16 protein-coding genes and 1 pseudogene are annotated in these 15,749 nt (G+C 69.6%); 6 read left to right on the top strand and 11 right to left on the bottom strand.

The genetic code is table 11. From position 1 onward, the window contains the following. The first annotated feature begins 257 nt into the window (after positions 1-257). Positions 258-947: an MBL fold metallo-hydrolase gene (locus ACZ6ZQ_RS37930; RefSeq protein ID WP_469773097.1), complete on the top strand. Its 690-nt coding sequence runs from the start codon at positions 258-260 to the stop codon at positions 945-947. Between the two features lie 52 nt (positions 948-999). Here the strand turns inward: ACZ6ZQ_RS37930 and ACZ6ZQ_RS37935 are convergent, their stop codons facing one another. Beyond that, entirely contained in the window at positions 1,000-2,037 is a 1,038-nt protein-coding gene (locus tag ACZ6ZQ_RS37935) for an NUDIX hydrolase (RefSeq protein ID WP_469773098.1), read from the bottom strand. Between the two features lie 148 nt (positions 2,038-2,185). Here ACZ6ZQ_RS37935 and ACZ6ZQ_RS37940 point away from each other — a divergent pair, with 148 nt between their 5' ends. Next, a complete protein-coding gene (locus ACZ6ZQ_RS37940) occupies positions 2,186-2,359 on the top strand; it encodes a hypothetical protein (protein ID WP_453665834.1) in 174 nt (57 codons plus the stop codon). A gap of 7 nt (positions 2,360-2,366) precedes the next feature. Here ACZ6ZQ_RS37940 and ACZ6ZQ_RS37945 read toward each other — a convergent pair whose 3' ends face one another. The 7 genes from ACZ6ZQ_RS37945 to ACZ6ZQ_RS37975 form a co-directional block, all read right to left on the bottom strand. Further along, the gene (locus ACZ6ZQ_RS37945) at positions 2,367-3,302 is read right to left on the bottom strand and encodes a peptidoglycan recognition protein family protein (RefSeq protein WP_469773099.1); all 936 of its coding nucleotides are present in this window, start codon (positions 3,300-3,302) and stop codon (positions 2,367-2,369) included. A gap of 303 nt (positions 3,303-3,605) precedes the next feature. Continuing rightward, positions 3,606-3,830: a hypothetical protein gene (locus tag ACZ6ZQ_RS37950; RefSeq protein WP_469773100.1), complete on the bottom strand. Its 225-nt coding sequence runs from the start codon at positions 3,828-3,830 to the stop codon at positions 3,606-3,608. Between the two features lie 2 nt (positions 3,831-3,832). Then, on the bottom strand, positions 3,833-4,057 hold the full coding sequence (locus ACZ6ZQ_RS37955; protein ID WP_469773101.1) for a hypothetical protein: 225 nt from the start codon (positions 4,055-4,057) through the stop codon (positions 3,833-3,835). Positions 4,058-4,181: 124 nt separating this feature from the next. After that, positions 4,182-4,751, bottom strand: coding sequence for a DUF4352 domain-containing protein (locus ACZ6ZQ_RS37960; protein ID WP_469773102.1), 570 nt, complete (start codon positions 4,749-4,751; stop codon positions 4,182-4,184). A 153-nt stretch (positions 4,752-4,904) separates the two neighbouring features. Beyond that, positions 4,905-5,846 (bottom strand): carbohydrate ABC transporter permease, encoded by a 942-nt coding sequence (locus ACZ6ZQ_RS37965; protein WP_469773110.1) that lies wholly within the window; start codon positions 5,844-5,846, stop codon positions 4,905-4,907. 5 nt (positions 5,847-5,851) lie between these two features. After that, a complete protein-coding gene (locus tag ACZ6ZQ_RS37970) occupies positions 5,852-6,766 on the bottom strand; it encodes a carbohydrate ABC transporter permease (protein ID WP_469773103.1) in 915 nt (304 codons plus the stop codon). A 37-nt stretch (positions 6,767-6,803) separates the two neighbouring features. Further along, the gene (locus ACZ6ZQ_RS37975) at positions 6,804-8,096 is read right to left on the bottom strand and encodes an ABC transporter substrate-binding protein (RefSeq protein ID WP_469773104.1); all 1,293 of its coding nucleotides are present in this window, start codon (positions 8,094-8,096) and stop codon (positions 6,804-6,806) included. 298 nt (positions 8,097-8,394) lie between these two features. On the opposite strand from ACZ6ZQ_RS37975, the pseudogene ACZ6ZQ_RS37980 reads away from it, so the two are divergent. Continuing rightward, a pseudogene (locus ACZ6ZQ_RS37980) lies at positions 8,395-8,826 on the top strand (NPCBM/NEW2 domain-containing protein); the annotation flags it as partial. Positions 8,827-9,004: 178 nt separating this feature from the next. Here the strand turns inward: ACZ6ZQ_RS37980 and ACZ6ZQ_RS37985 are convergent. Next, complete coding sequence (locus ACZ6ZQ_RS37985) at positions 9,005-9,964, bottom strand: ROK family protein (protein ID WP_469773105.1); 960 nt, start codon at positions 9,962-9,964, stop codon at positions 9,005-9,007. Positions 9,965-10,223: 259 nt separating this feature from the next. On the opposite strand from ACZ6ZQ_RS37985, the gene ACZ6ZQ_RS37990 reads away from it, so the two are divergent. Both ACZ6ZQ_RS37990 and ACZ6ZQ_RS37995 read left to right on the top strand, forming a co-directional pair. After that, on the top strand, positions 10,224-11,222 hold the full coding sequence (locus ACZ6ZQ_RS37990) for a LacI family DNA-binding transcriptional regulator (protein ID WP_469773111.1): 999 nt from the start codon (positions 10,224-10,226) through the stop codon (positions 11,220-11,222). Between the two features lie 353 nt (positions 11,223-11,575). Next, complete coding sequence (locus ACZ6ZQ_RS37995) at positions 11,576-12,205, top strand: hypothetical protein (protein ID WP_469773106.1); 630 nt, start codon at positions 11,576-11,578, stop codon at positions 12,203-12,205. Between the two features lie 28 nt (positions 12,206-12,233). Here the strand turns inward: ACZ6ZQ_RS37995 and ACZ6ZQ_RS38000 are convergent, their stop codons facing one another. Beyond that, positions 12,234-14,144 carry a serine/threonine-protein kinase gene (locus ACZ6ZQ_RS38000; RefSeq protein WP_469773107.1) on the bottom strand — a complete coding sequence of 637 codons (1,911 nt, stop codon included), beginning with the start codon at positions 14,142-14,144 and terminating at the stop codon, positions 12,234-12,236. Positions 14,145-14,218: 74 nt separating this feature from the next. Further along, the gene (locus ACZ6ZQ_RS38005; protein WP_469773108.1) at positions 14,219-15,508 is read right to left on the bottom strand and encodes a DUF6986 family protein; all 1,290 of its coding nucleotides are present in this window, start codon (positions 15,506-15,508) and stop codon (positions 14,219-14,221) included. Positions 15,509-15,561: 53 nt separating this feature from the next. Between ACZ6ZQ_RS38005 and ACZ6ZQ_RS38010 the strand changes: the two genes are divergently transcribed. After that, positions 15,562-15,749: hypothetical protein (locus ACZ6ZQ_RS38010; protein ID WP_469773109.1), on the top strand; the 188-nt coding region annotated here is incomplete at its 3' end.

Raw genomic sequence — 15,749 nt, forward strand, 5'->3', positions numbered from 1 at the left:
TGGGGTCTCCCCAGGCCCGGAGGGCCGAGGGGACGCATCGCAAGGCGGTGGGGGCACCTCCCAGCGGTAGCTGGGGGAGATCGCCCTCGTACTGGGCGTACTTGGGCGGCTCCGACAACGCAGCGAGGTGCCGTAGCCGGCGTCGCGGGCCCGACAAGATCGCCCGGACAGGGCCTAGGAGCTCTTACGCGCTCGGCGAAGCTCGCCGAGCGCGTGGATCCGTGCGGCGGGCGTGGGCGTTCGCTTACGTTCGCCGCATGGACGTCATCGAGGTACTTCCCCAACTGCACATGTTCCGCTTCCCGATCGGCCAGGCGTACCTGTGGCGTGAAGGTGCGGAACTCACCCTGGTCGATGCCGGGAACGTCCACGCCGCCGCCGAGATCGAGGACGCGGTGCGCGGGCTCGGCGCCGACCCCGCGGGCATCCGCCGGATCGTGCTCACCCACTGCCACCGCGACCATGTCGGCGCGGCTCAGGAGCTGACGGACCGGTACGGGGCGGAGGTGCTGGCGCACCGGCTGGACGCCCCGGTGATCCGCGGCGAGGCGCCGGTCCCCGACCCGGTCCTGCTCGACTGGGAGATCCCGCTCCACGAGCACGGGCTCACGGTGCCGGAGGCGCCGCCGACCCGGGTGGACCGTGACCTGGAGGACGGCGAGGAGCTCGATTTCGGCGGCGGGGCCCGGGTGGTGCACGTCCCGGGCCACACCGACGGCTCGATCGCGGTCCATCTCCCGCGCCACGGCGTGCTGTTCACCGGGGACACGGTCGCGGGCGTGGGTCAGGTGATGCTGGGTGTCTTCAACGTCGACCGGAAGCAGGCTGTTGACTCGATGCACCGGTTGGCCGCGCTGTCGCCTTCCACGCTCTGCTTCGGGCACGGCGACCCGGTCACGGCCGACGCGGCGGCGGTGCTGCGCGCGGCGGCCGACGCCGCCTCATGAACGTCATGAGCCCGCCGCTCGTCCGGCCTGATCCGAAACGACAGGCCCGGGCTCATCCCACGGGAACACCGGCCTCCAGGTTGAGCACCGTTCCGCGCTCCCGGGCCCGCAGGGCCCAGCGCAGCCGCTCGTAGCGGACCGGGGGCAGCATCCCCGCGGCCTCCTCCTCGGAGGCGAACCGCCACCCCCGCAGCTCCGAGCCGGGCAGCAGCACCCGGGCGGCCGCCTCGTCGCCGGTGAGCCGCCCACCGTCGAAGAGGAGCCGCAGCCCGCCGTAGCCCGGTGGCCGCGGCGGCTCCCAGTCGACGACCAGCAGCCGTGGTACGGCGTCGAGATGGATCCCTATCTCCTCGGCGACCTCGCGCATGCCCGCGCGTGCCGGCGCCTCGCCGGACTCGACCACACCGCCGGGGAACTCCCAGCCGGGCTTGTAGGTGGGGTCGACGAGAAGTACCCGGTCCTGCTCGTCGAAGAGGAGCACCCCCGCGGCGAGGGTCTCGGAGGTCGGCTCGGGTGTCTGCACGATCTCGCAGACCGCGGCCGCCCCGGTGCCCACGGCCTCGGCCACGGCCTCCGCGGTCTCGCGCGGGGTGAGACACGACGTGTCGACGACATGGGCGTCGGCGGTGAGCCAGCCGAGCGCGGTGCGGTAGGGCTCGATGTGGTCGTACGCCCATTGCCGTACGCGCTGTTCCGCATCCGGGATGTCCGGCTCCTCGCGTTCGGCGATCCGCGTCCGCAGGATCGTTTCCTCCGGGCGGAGCAGCACGTGCCGTACCGGTATGCGCCGGGCGGCGAGCCCTCCGAAGATCTCGTCGCGGTACTCCTGCCTGAGCAGGGTCATCGGCACCACCAGGACTCCGCCGACCTCGGCGAGCAGCGCGGCCGCGGTGTCCACGACGAGCCGGCGCCAGATCGGCAGGTCCTGGTAGTCGGTCACTTCATCGAGGCGCTTCTGCGGCAGCAGGCTCCGCATCACATCGCCGGTCAGTTCAGGGTCGTACAAAGTGCTGTTCGGGATCAGATCGATCAGTTCGCGAGCGGCGGTCGTCTTGCCCGCACTGAAAGCACCGTTGATCCAGACGATCACGGTTCCCCCTCCTCCGTAGCCCCCTGTGGACTGCCCGCAACACCCTGCCACGGAAACGTCCCAGCGGCTCGACCGGAGCGGCGGTCAATGCCGTAACACATCCGGACGGAGCCTCGTTGGAGATCACAGTGAGCAAGGGGGTGCGGTGATGCGCCGTACGGTGCTGGAGAAGTTTCCCGCAGGGGGACCGCGGGGCAGCTGGCCCGCCGAGGAGTTCGCCCGGGCACGACGGGACGAGGGCGTGCCGGCGGAGGTCGTGATGGACCTGGACTCGGACGCGTTCCTCGTGGTGATCCCGCAGCAGGCGACGGAATCCTTCTGACGATGCGTCACAGAGCCCAGTACGGCCCCGAGGCTGCCCGGTGCAGGAGTCTGACCGACGAGCCGTCCGGCGTCGTGGCACGGACCTCGAAGCGCAGGTGGCGGCCCTTGGGGACATCGGCGGTGCACAGGAACTGATGCCCGCCCGGGCCCTTCTTGGTGGTCGCGAGGTACGGCGACGGGTTCTTCCCGGCGGTGTCGGTGAGGTAGAAGCGGCCCTCGATACGGGCGTCCTTGTGGGTGTTGTCGGCGAACAGCAGGTGCACCAGGGTCGAGTGGCGGCGCGGTCCCGAGTGCACGACGGCGTCGCTGAAGGCCAGGCCCACCCAGACACCGGAGCCGAGGGAGACATCCACGGCGTTCGATTCGTTCAGCATCGACGGCATGTCGGGGTCCTCCTGGGGCGGGGTGGGGGTCTGTCCGGTGGCGCGGGCGACGATTCCGGGGAAGACGACGTTCTTGAACTGGCGGACGCGGGCGTCACCCGGGCACGCCGTGCCGGAGACCGCCCAGTCGGCGTGCAGCCGGTGATAGCCGTAGCCGGGGTCGGAGGCCGAACGGCAGACCCGCAGCGGTATGCCGTGCCGCTGATGCAGCCAGACTCCGAGCGCGATCAGCTTCTCGACCTGCTTGGCCGTCCACGGGTCGGTGTGCTCCAGGTTGGAGGCGGTCTCGATGCTGACCGCGCCGGTGCCGTCGGGACGGAGGTTCGCCTTGTAGTTGGCGTCGGCACGGGTCTCGGTGCCGATGTACTGGCCGAGGTCGCCCTCGTAGCCGAGCCCGAAGTGCGACTCGAGATTGGTGGACTGCCAGTATTCGTAGATCCGTTGAGCTGTCCACGGCGCCGCGACGCTGTGCAGGATGAACTGCGTTGGCCGAATGGCGGGCTGTTGATCGCTCTCGGGTTGAAGCTCCAACTTCTGCGCGAATGGGCACCAAGCCATCAGGGTGCCTCCTTCCGGATCGGAACGCTTCCTTGGGGGACATCGACATGGACGAAGGCACCTGTGCTGTCGAAGACTGCAACCGCCCCATACGCGTGCGCTCTCGGGGTTGGTGCGCCATGCACTACCAGCGGTGACAGCGCGACGGAGACACTGGCCGGATCGTCGACTGCATGTCGGAATCAGGCTGCGGTTCGTACTTGGTGGCGACCGGATACCAGGCCATTCTTCCCCCTTCTGGCGTGCTCATGATCCTCATGCCGCCGAACCGCGCCGCGGAAACCCCTGGATCCGGACGTTCCGTCAGCCTTTGCGGTATCCGGGTGTGAGCCACGCGATGAAGTGGCGGTGCAGCAGCAGGAAGACCAGCAGCGCCGGCAGCGCGATGATCAGTGCGCCTCGCCCCGAGCGCGTCGCCGCCCCGCGCGGGTGCTGTGCCGCGGCGGGGCGGGTCCGATTCGCGCCCCAGCCGGCAGGCGCGGACGGGATGGCTACACGGTGGTGCGCGTCACTGACAACGACGGACATGGTCAGAGCTTGTACATCCCGCGGTATGGGCTGACGATGCGGGCCTCGCGTGAGCCGAAGTCGATGAGCAGCGCCTCACCCGCGAACTCCACGCCGATGACTTTTCCAAGTCCGTACTGGTCGTGAGAGACACGGTCCCCGAGGGCGAAGTGCTTGGGTACGGGGTCGGCGGGGGCTTTGAAGGGGCTTGTGGGCAGGTGGCGCCGGGGCGCGGATCGGTTCGTCATTATGGAGCCAGTATGCGCGGTAGGGCGCCAGCCTCATAGGCTCGAACATGAGATCGAACTCATGGCTACGGGGGTGGACAGGCCGGAAGGCAGGGGCCTCGCCCACCTCCCGGCCTTCAGTCGTCTACTGCAGTTTCCACTGCCCGGCCTGGTCGGCGAAGCCGGAGTTCATGGCGAACTGGACGGTTGCGAGCTTGGACGCCTTCGGGACCTCGAAGACGAGCCATCCGAGGACCTTGTCGCCCTTGGCGAGTTTGGCATCCGAGGTCATGGACGGGCCGGCGGTGATGTCGGCGAAGGTGGTGCCGAAGCGCTGCCCGTCCGCGTCGGCGATCTGTGCGCCGTTGCCGGGGCTGTCGGCGTACGCCTTGCTGCCGGTGTTGACGATCTCGAACTGGACGCCCACCCAGCGCTTTCCTTTCTCGGGGGCGAAGAACTCGTCGGCGGGCTTGGCCGGGTCGACGACCTTCTTCACGGTGACGGCGACCTGCTCGCCGTCCTCGATGCCCTTGACGGTGATGGTGTCGCCGATCGTGGCGTCCTTGGGCTTCTCGGCCGGGGCCGCGGGCTTTTCGGCTGCCTGCGTGGGCGCGGCCTTCGTGTCGGGCTTGGTGGTGGTCTCGTCCGTGCCCGCGCAGCCGGTGAGTGCGACAAGCAGGGTCGCGGCGGCGATGGCGGTGGTGGTGCGGCTCATGGTCCCCCCATGACGGTGCGTGATGTGAGAGGTCATCATGCGTCTTGTGAAGGACTGATGGGAGATCCATGACTGTTTTGTAATCAACTAGTTCGGGCCGGCTCTGCCGCCTGATGGCCTCTTGGCCCCAGGTCAGCCTTGCCAGGTCAGCCGTCAGCCCTTGCTGGATCCGAGTGTGAGCCCCGCGATGAAGTGGCGCTGCAGCAGCAGGAAGACCAGCAGCGTCGGCAGCGCGACGATCACCGAGCCCGCCGCCAGCAGGTTGTAGTCGGTGAAGAACTGGCCGCGGAGGTTGTTGAGCGCCGAGGTGATGGGGAGTTTGTCACCGTCGGAGATGAAGACGAGGGCCCAGAGGAAGTCGTTGTACATCCAGGTGAACTGGAGTGTGCCGAGGGCGGCGAGGGCGGGGCGGCACAGGGGCAGGGTGATCCGCCAGTACTGGGTCCAGACTCCGGCTCCGTCGACGATCGCGGCTTCCAGGATCTCCTGCGGCAGTGTGCGCATGAAGTTCGCGAGGACGAAGACGCAGAAGCCGATCTGGAAGCCGACCTGGACGGCGATGACGGCCCAGTAGGAGTCGAACATCGTCATCGAGTCCGACATCCAGTAGGGCAGCGGGATGCGGTTGAACAGGACGTACAGCGGGGTGACGATGACCTGCTGCGGGAGCAGATTGCCGGCGGTGAAGAGCATCAGCAGCAGGATCGAGCCGCGCAGCTTCAGCCGGGCGACGGCGAAGGCGACGAAGGACGCGAGAAAGAGCGCCAGCAGGACGCCCGGCACCGCGATGATCAGGGTGTTGACGAAGTACTTCGTCATGCCCGAGTCGCTGAAGGCCTGCTGGTAGTAGTCGAAGGACAGCTTCCGGGGCAGCGAGAAGTAGCCGTGCTCGGACGTCTCGTCGTACGGCCTGAGCGACGCGTACACCGCGAGGGCCAGCGGTGCGAGGAAGGCCAGCGAGACCGTCATCAGGAAGGCGTGCAGTCCGAGCCGGCCGGGGGTGAGGCGGCGTCGGCGCCCCGGGGACGCCTCGGCGGGTGCGGTGACCGGCGCGGGGGCGGCGGCGGTCGTGGTGTCGGTGCGCAGCGGGCGCAGCGTAGTCAACGGGTTCTCTCCCCTCGGATCTCCTGGACGAGATACGTCACGACGAATCCCAGGGAGACGGTCAGCAGCACCACGGCGATCGCCGAGCCGAAGCCGATCCGGCTGGCCTCGCCGATGATGTTGTCGGTGACGAGCACCGAGAGCAGTTCCAGGCCGTTGCGGCCCTTGTTGACGGCGTAGACGATGTCGAAGGCGCGCAGTGCCTCGATGACCGTGATGACGCCGACGATGACATTGACGGGCCGCAGGGTCGGGAAGACGACCCGGAAGAAGGTCTGCGCCTCGCCCGCACCGTCGATGGCCGCGGCCTCCTTCAGGGACGGATCGACGGCCTTGAGACCGGCCAGGTAGAGAATCATGACGTAGCCGGTGTGCCGCCACGCTGCGGCCAGCAGGATCATCCAGATGTTGAGGTCGGGGTCGCCGAGCCAGTCGGTGGGGTTGTCGGTGTTCCCGAGGACCGCGTTCAGCGCGCCCTGGTCGCGGGAGAAGACCAGTTGGGCGATGAAACCGACGACGGCCAGCGACAGGACGACGGGCATGTACAGCGTCGACTGGTAGAAGCGGCTGAAGCGGACTCCCCGGTCGATGAGGACGGCCAGCAGCAGTCCGAAGGGTGTGGCGACGAGGCCCAGGAAAGCCAGCCACAGCAGGTTGTGCCGTACGGCCGGCCAGAACTGCGGGTAGCCGGTGAACAGATTCGCGTAGTTCTGCGTGCCGACCCACTCGATGTCACCGATGCCGTCCCAGCTGGTGAACGAGAGCACGATGGAGGCCAGCGTCGGCCCCCAGATGACGGCGATGTCGAGCAGGAGGGGTATTCCCAGCAGCACGCCGAGGACGACGAGGTCGCGGGGGGTGAACCTCTGCGGGCCTCGCCGTCCGGTGCGCCGCGCGGTGTTGAGCGCCACGGATCGGATCTCCCAGTGCTGGCGTCGGTCGGGGCGGTCAGTCGGAGGCGAAGATGGTCTTCTTCTGCCGTTCGATGTCGTTGACGAGTCCATCCACGTCGTTCGGGTTGCTGATGAAGGTCTGGATGGCCGGGATCATCACGGTGGAGGAGAAGTCCGGCCGGGTGTCACGGTCCAGGAACTGGGAGATCTGCTTGGCGTTCGAGACGAGCTCGACGGCCTTCTTCTGCAGCGGGGTGTACTTGGAGATGTCGGCCTCGCTGCTGACGGCGATGTTGTTCGGGTCGTACTGGAGATAGATGTCCTCGGCCTTGCCGGTGCCGAGCCACTTCAGCAGGTCCTTGGCGCTTTCGAGATTCTTCTCGTTCTTCAGGTTCTTCGACTTCTTGGCGAGCAGATAGCCGTCGATCGGGGCCTCGACCGCGTCCTGTCCGTGCTCCGGGTTGATGACCGGGAACGGGAAGAAGTCGAGGTCCGTCCGGTCGCTTTCCGGGAACTGCTGGCCGGGGTGCGGGAGTCCGAGAACCACCATGCCGGCCTCGCGCTTCTGGAGGCTGGTGGCAGCTTCCTGCCAGGTCCGGCCGTTCGCGCCCTGCTGGCAGTACGGGAGAATTCTGCGCCAGGTGTCGAAGACCTCCTTGACCTGCTTGCTGTTCCAGGCTTCCTTTCCGGCCATCAGATTCTTGTGGAACTCGTAGCCGTTCGTGCGCATGTTGATGTAGTCGAAGGTGCCCATTGCGGGCCAGCCGTCCTTGTCGCAGAAGGCGATCGGGACGATCTTGTCCTTCTGCATCTGCTTGGCCAGCGCGATGTACTCGTCGAGCGTCTTCGGTGCCTGATAGCCGCGCTCCTGGAACAGGCTCTTCCGGTGGAAGACAGCCCACGGGTAGTAGTAGTACGGCGTGAGGTACTGCTTGCCGTCCTCTCCCGTCGACTGGTCCTTGAGCGCCGGCGTGAAGCTCTTGTAGTCCGCCCAGACATCGGATATGTCGTGCAGCAGGCCCTTCTTGGCGAAGAACTGCATGCGATAGCCGGCGAACCACATGAACACGTCGTCCGGCTTGCCCTGCAGATAGCGGTTGATGTTCTCCTGGAACGTGTTGTGGTCGACGGTGTTGACCTTGACCTTGCGGCCTTCCTTCGACTGCTTCTCGTAGGCCTCGAACGCCTCGGCGAACGCCTTCCGCGGCACCGGGTCCGACGCGTTGGACCCCATGGTGACGGTCCTGCCGTCGCCGCCGGGCCCACCGCCACAGGCGGTGAGCAGGGACGGCAGCGTGATCGCGCCCGCACCCAGAGCCGCTCCACGCAGCACACTCCGACGGGACATCCGATGTCCAGCCACGCCTCCTGGCGCGGGTGAACCGTTGAACGATGACTGCGTCATGTCCCCTCCTCCGGGGGTGCAACCAAACACAACCCAACGCGAGGATTGGATCCCACCCCCAAGAAGGGGTGTCGTCAAGGGCTTTGACGCAAGAACGGACAACCGTTACCGCATCTCTTCCAACAGACTCCAACAAGCCCTACCGTAAACGCGCGCCATCCGACACGTGCACGACGTCACCCGCCCCTGCGTGAGTACGGAGGAACGTAACGATGCGTCACCTTCCCATCCACACAAAACGGGCTCCATGTTGTCGATCATGAAGCAGAATCTGCCGCTGGCGCAGTACGCGGGACCGGGCCACTGGAACGACCCCGACATGCTGGAGGTCGGCAACGGCGGCATGACGGACACCGAGTACCGCAGCCATTTCTCGATGTGGTCGATCATGGCCGCGCCGCTGCTCATCGGCTCGGACCTGCGCAAGGCGTCGCCCGGGACGCTGGAGATCCTCGGCAACCGCGAGGTCATCGCCGTCGATCAGGACCCGCTGGGCAGGCAGGGCACCGTGGTCTCCTCCGAGGACGGCCGCTGGGTGGTCGCCAAGGAGATGGCCGACGGCAGCCGCGCGGTCGCTCTCCTCAACGAGAGCAGCCGCCCGCAGCGCATCGCGACCAGCGCGCAGGCGGTGGGGCTGCCGGACGCCGCGGGCTACCGGCTGCGCGACCTGTGGGCGCCGCTGGAGGGCCGGGGAGAAGGTCCGCGGGGGCCGGGGAGAAGCCCCGGTGGAGCCCAAGAGGGGGTCTGGGGGCGAAGCCCCGGACCGGGAAGGGGTGGGGTGGGGTGGGGTGGGGTGGGGTGGCAAGGGGCCTGCTGCAGGTGCCGTGTTCCGCCCGCCCCTCCCCGGGTGTTCAGCTGTTGAGGCTCGCTGCCGTCTCGCCGCGCAGGCCGGGGGAGGCTGCGGCGGCCGCGCCCAGCAAGCCCGCGTCCGTGCCGGTGCGGGCCGGGGCGACGACCAGTCCCTGGACGAAGGAGAGCGCGGCGTAGTCGCGCAGGGCGCGGCGCAGAGGTGCGAAGAGCACCTCGCCGGCGCCCGCGACTCCCCCGCCGATGACGGCGATACGGATCTCCACGAGCGTGGCGGTCGCGGCGATACCGGCCGCCAGCGCCTGGGCGGCCCGCTCGAACGAGGCGATCGCCACCGGGTCACCGGCCGCCGCGGCGGCGGCCACGGCGGCGGCCGAGGTGTCGCCGTCCGGGCCGGGCCGCCAGCCGCCCTCGATCGCCCGGCGCGCGATGTTGGGGCCGCTGGCGATCCGCTCCACACAGCCGCGCGCGCCGCACGGGCAGAGGTCGCCGTCGAGGTCCACGCTGATGTGGCCGATGTGGCCGGCGTTCCCGGTCGGACCGGGGTACAGCTTGCCGCCGAGGACGAGCCCGCCGCCGACACCCGTGGAGACGACCATGCACAGGGCGTTGTCGTAGCCCCGCGCGGCGCCCTGCCAGTGCTCGGCCGCGGTCATCGCGACGCCGTCTCCGACCAGCTCGACAGGCAGCCCGCCGGTGGCCACCCGTACCCGGTCCACCAGGGGAAATCCGCGCCATCCCGGGACATTGACCGGGCTGACCGTACCGGCGGACGCGTCCACCGGCCCCGCGCTGCCGATGCCGACAGCCGTGACGTGCAGCCACAGCGGCAAGGAGGCCAGCTCACCGAGCACCGCTGCGACGGCACGCATGACCGTCTCGCCGTCCTCGTGTGCCGGAGTCGGCCGCTGGGCCCGTACGAGAATCCTGCCGCTGCCGTCCACCAACGCGCCGGCGATCTTGGTGCCGCCGATGTCGAGCGCGGCGACGAGGTCGTTATGCATCGGTGTGCGATCTCCCGGGGACTGGGGGTCCCCCCACGCTCAGGGCGCAGGGGGAGGACCTGCGGCTTCGGTGACCAGTCTCCATTCCCCTGACAACGTTGTCCAGGGCCTATGCTCGACGCCACAGCCTTGCACAGCACAGCAAGTGCCCGCAGGACCATGGCAATGTGCCCTCACGGGCCACCCGACGACGACAGGACAGCGCACCGTGGCCGAGTTCGCCCGCCGCCCCGAGAACCGCTACGGCATCCGGCCCACCATGAAGGATGTGGCCTCGCGCGCCGGAGTCGGCCTCAAGACGGTGTCCCGGGTGGTCAACGGCGAGCCGGGCGTCACCCCCGACACCGAGCGCCGTGTGCAGGAGGCCATCGAGGCGCTGGGCTTTCGTCGCAACGACAGTGCGCGGGTGCTGCGCAAAGGCCGCACGGCCTCGATCGGGCTGGTCCTGGAGGATCTCGCGGACCCCTTCTACGGCCCGCTGAGCCGCGCCGTGGAGGAGGTCGCCCGCGCGCACGGCGCGCTGCTCATCAACGGGTCCAGCGCGGAGGACCCGGACCGCGAGCAGGAGTTGGTGCTCGCGCTCTGCGCCCGCCGGGTGGACGGCCTGATCGTCATTCCGGCCGGACACGACCACCGCTATCTGGAACCGGAGATCAGGGCGGGCATCTCGACCGTGTTCGTGGACCGGCCCGCGGGGCGGATCGACGCGGACGTGGTGCTGTCGGACAGCTTCGGCGGCGCCCGGGACGGCGTCGCGCATCTGATCGCGCACGGCCACCGGCGGATCGGATTCATCGGCGACCAGCCGAGCATCCACACGGCGACGGAGCGGCTGCGCGGCTACCGGGCGGCCATGGAGGACGCCGGGCTGCCGGTGGACGAACGCTGGGTCTCCCTCGGCTCCACCGACCCGGAGCGGGTCACGGCGGCCGCGGAGGCGATGCTCTCCGGCCCCGGCCCGGTCACCGCGGTGTTCGCGGGCAACAACCGGGTGACCGTGACGGCGGTACGGTTCCTGGCCGGTCGCGAGACGCCGGTCGCGCTGGTCGGCTTCGACGACATCGAGCTCGCCGATCTGCTCGGCATCACCGTCATCGCCCAGGACGCGGCCGCGCTCGGCCGGACGGCGGCCGAGCGGCTGTTCCGCCGGCTCGACGGGGTCGCCGAGGCGCCGGCCAGGGTCGAGCTGACGACCACGCTGATAGCGCGGGGATCGGGCGAGGTGCGCCCCCCGGCGGACCGGGGCCAGGTGTATTGATCACGAGTGTCGACAACGCTCGTGATCAATACACCTAAGGGCTGCCCTTAGGTCAGGGCCCCTCCCAGCGGTAGCCGGGCGTGCACCCGGCGAAAGGTGACGCTGCGGCTCACGGTCACGGCTTCACGTGAATGGCGGCCGGCAAGTATCAGGCACACCGCCATCGGTCAAGTCACGAGTTCCCGCGTCACGCGAATCAGGGGCATGACGCGATTCGATGTGCCGGGCCTAATTGAAGGCGTGGGTTCACGCAGATCAGGTGGCCCACCCGTATCGCCCGGAACAGTCCGGGCGACCGTGAATTGACCGGACCCTTCGACAGCCCTCGCGCCTTTCCCCTGGAAGTGATTTGTATGTCTCGCCGTTCCCGGACGCAGCGCCTTGCGACGCTTACCGCCTCGACCGCCCTGGCCGCGGGAGGCGTCCTACTGCCCACCAGTGCGTTCGCCGCCCCGACGACGCCGCATGTCGGCACCGTGACGGCCGCGCAAGACAGTTACGGTGTCGGGCAGCACGCCACCGCTCTCGCCGGCTTGGAGTGGGTGGACACCACAGATTCCCCCAGTGGCATCACAGTCAAGCTTCCCGGAAAGGCCACGGTCGAGAAGATCACTCAAACCTCCACCGACTTCGCCGGTCGCAATTACGCCGTGGACACCACTGGCCTGTCCCTTGGCTTCACCGTCGCCGACCTGCCCGAGACCGGAATAAATCTCGATGAGTCGCTTCAGGTCTACATCGAGTCCTCCAGCGAGCAATTCGGCGAGACTGTCACCAGCACCAGCACTCAGAAGACCACAGTCGACGGCCGCCCCGCCATCGACGCACGTCTCGTCTTCAAGAACAGCGGACAAGTCGAGTCCATTCGCATCATCGACGCCGGCACCCACGCCGTTCAGCTCATGACCGTCGGTTCTGGCGCGGACCAGCAGGCCGTGGACCAGATGCATCAGCAGATGCTCGCCAGCGTCCGGCTCCCCTGACCCGGACCTCGCACGGCCCGCCGCGCCCTCAGCAGACCGGCAGGCCCGGCACCGGCTGATCGTTGTCGCCGCCCTTGACGTAGACGACGCTGACGTAGACGTCGGTGTTGCCGCTGTCGTCGTCGGTCCGGGCCCACCAGACGTTCGTCCACTGGCCGTACGTCTCACGACGGCCCAAGTCGGCCTGGCAGTAGAAGTAGTTGGTGCCCGCGTTGAGCACGCCCATCTCGCTGCCGGAACGGCTGTACGACTTCGCGGTGCGCCAGACCTCGCAGTTGTACTTGCCACCGCCGGTGGAGTGGCACACCGGTGCGGGGGCAGGGGCGCCGCCGCCACCACTGGTGGCGGCGCCGCCCGTGGTGCTGCTGCCGCCGGTGGTGGTGGACGTACCACCGGCGCCGGAACCGCCGCCCGACGTGGAGCCTCCGGTGCTGCCCGCGCCGCCGCCGTCGGGGCCGCCCGTGCCCGCGGCTCCGCTCCTGCCGGGGTCCGGCGTGCGCGACGGGGAGTTCGACGGTTTGTCGTCACCCCCGCCGGCCGGCTTCCCGCCGGTGCTCGGGGCGGGCTTCGAGGGTCTGGCCGGATCCAGCTGCCGACCGGGACTCGTCCCGGACGGGCCCGGGTCCGCGCTCCCCTCCGCCTCGGCCCGCGCCGGCTCGTCCCTGTGCACGAGCGCGTACGTCACGCCTCCCCCGGCGAGCAGCACGGCGGCGACCGCGGCGGCGATGATCGACTTGGAACGGGCGCGGCCGGGTGCCGGCTGCGAGGGGCCGTACGGGGCGGAGCCGAAGCCCGCCGCACCCGCGCCGCTCTCCGTGCCCGCGCCGCGCTCCGCACCCGCGGGCCCGAAACCCTGCGGCCGGTGCGGGACTTCGTTGCGGGTGGTGGGGACCGGCCCGGCCGTCGGCGAGCCCGCGTCGGCGGTCGGCGTCAGGGGTCCGGTGCCGGGAGGGACCGGGTCGGCACCGGGCAACAGCGGGCCCGTTTCCGGCCCCGTTGCGGACGGGTCCGTTGCCGACGGGCCCGCGACCGCAGCGTCTGCGCCCGGTGCCCCGGTCCTCGGCGGCACCACGCCCCGCAGACCCATCGTGTCCGCCGTTTCCCGGCCGCCCGCGACCTCGTCCAGCAGTCGCGCGGCGGTGGCCGCGTCGGGCCGCCGGGAGGGATCCTTGTGCATCAGCGACTGCAGGACGGGGCCCAGCCGGCCGGCTCGGCGCGGTTCGGGCAGCGGGTCGGCGACGATCGCGGTGAGGGTGGACCAGGTCGATGTACGGCGGAACGGCGACGAGCCCTCCACCGCCGCGTAGAGCGTGGCGCCGAGCGCCCAGATGTCGGAGGCGGGGCCCGGGTCGTGGCCCTGGGCACGCTCGGGGGCCAAGTAGTCGAGCGAGCCGACCAGTTCGCCGCTGCGGGTCAGATGCGTGGTCGAGCCGTCGCCGGGGTCGTCCATCGCGGCGATGCCGAAGTCGGTGAGGACGACACGGCCGGTGCGGTCCAGCAGGATGTTGCCAGGTTTGACGTCGCGGTGCAGCACGCCGACGCGATGGGCCGCGTCCAGCGCCTCCATCACCCGCGCGCCGACGGCCGCGGCCTCTCGCGGGTCCATCACACCGCGCTCGGAGAGCACGTCGTCGAGCGACGGCCCGTCGACGAGCTCCATCACGATGACCGGCCGGCCCTCGTGCTCGGCGACGTCGTGGACGGCGATGACACCCGGGTGGCGTACCCGTGCCGCCGCGCGTGCCTCGCGTTGCATCCGCAGCCGCAGATCGGCCAGTTCGGGCGCGGACGAGTCCGTGTACGTCCGCAGCTCCTTGACGGCGACCTCGCGGCCGAGCACGTCGTCGACGGCGCGCCAGACGACGCCCATGCCGCCACGGCCCAGTTGCTCGATCACCCGGTAGCGGCCGGCCAGCCGCTCGTTCTCCCCCGAAGACACCGCTGCCCCGTTCTTCTGATCGCCTGTGGTGTGGCGTACAGACTACGGGGCAGGGGTGTTCGCTTCGGCGCGTGTTACTGGGCTGTGGCCGTCAGGTCGCCGCGGCGCGGCCGGGCGAAGGCGTCGAGTTCGGCGCGGGTGAGCCCGGTGACGCGGGCGACCTCGTCGTTGTCGAGGGCGCCGCAGTCGAGGCCCCGCAGCAGATAGCCGCTGAGCGCCTTCGCGGTGGCTGGCTCGTCCATGATGTCGCCCTCGGTCTTCGCCACGTACGCGGCGAGGCGGGCGGCTGCCGCCTCCATGCCCTCGCGGTAGAAGGCGAAGACGGCGGCGTAGCGCGTCGGGAGGTGGCCCGGGTGCATGTCCCAGCCCTGGTAGTACGCGCGGGCCAGGGCGCGGCGGGTGAGGCCGTAGTGGAGCTTCCAGGCCTGGTGGACGTGCTCGGTGGAGCCGACGGGCAGCACGTTCGTGGAGCCGTCGGAGACGCGCACGCCGGTGCCGGCGGCGGCGACCTGCATGATCGCCTTGGCGTGGTCGGCGGCCGGGTGGTCGCTGGCCTGGTACGCGGCGCTGACGCCGAGACAGGCGCTGTAGTCGAAGGTGCCGTAGTGCAGGCCGGTGGCGCGACCCTCGGCGGCGTTGATCATGCGGGCGACGGTGGCGGTGCCGTCGGCGGCGAGGATCGACTGGCTGGTCTCGATCTGGATCTCGAAGCCGATCCGCCCGGCGTCCAGGCCATGGGCCTTCTCGAAGGCTTCGAGGAGCCGGACGAACGCCGTGACCTGCTCGGGGTAGGTGACCTTGGGGAGGGTGAGGACGAGCCCGTCGGGCAGTCCTCCGTGCTCCATCAGGCCGGTGAGGAAGATGTCCGTGGTGCGGATGCCGCGGTCGCGTACGGCGGCCTCCATGCACTTCATCCGGATGCCCATGTACGGGGCAGCGGTGCGGATCGCGTACGCCTCGGAGATCAGGCGGGCGGCGCGGGCGGCGTCCGCGTCCTCGTCGCGGCCGTGGTAGCCGTCCTCGAAGTCGACGCGAAGGTCCTCGATGGGCTCGCGCTCAAGCTTGGCCCGTACCCGGGTGTACACGGGCTCGGCGAGCTCGTCGGAGAGGCCCAGGACCCGGGCCAGGGTCCCGGCGTCCGGCGCGTGCTCGTCGAGGGCCGCGAGAGCCTGGTCGCCCCAGGAGCGGATGGTGGCGGCGCCGAAGGCGTCACCGGGTACGTAGACGGTGTGGATGGGCTGGCGGGTGCCGGGGTCTCCCGGGTAGCGGCGGGCGAGCTCGGCGTCCACCGGTGCGAGGGAGGCGCTGATGTCCTCGCTGACCGCGCCGGCGAGGCTCGTCGCCACCTTCTCCTGCTGACCCATTACCGCACCCTCCACACTCTCGCCGTTTCCGCCTATCGGAATCAACAATCCGTATGGTGAAGTTATCCGGGCGACTGACCTGCGTCAATGGTCCCCCGGAATGGTGGGGGGCCGCGCGGTGGGTTCACCGTGCGGCCCCGGGAGGAGGGGGTGGGTCAGCCCTTGCGGGTCTTGATCTCTTCGGTGAGCTGGGGGACGACGTCGAAGAGGTCGCCGACGACGCCGTAGTCGACGAGGTCGA

The organism is Streptomyces sp. NPDC053673 (assembly GCF_055585225.1).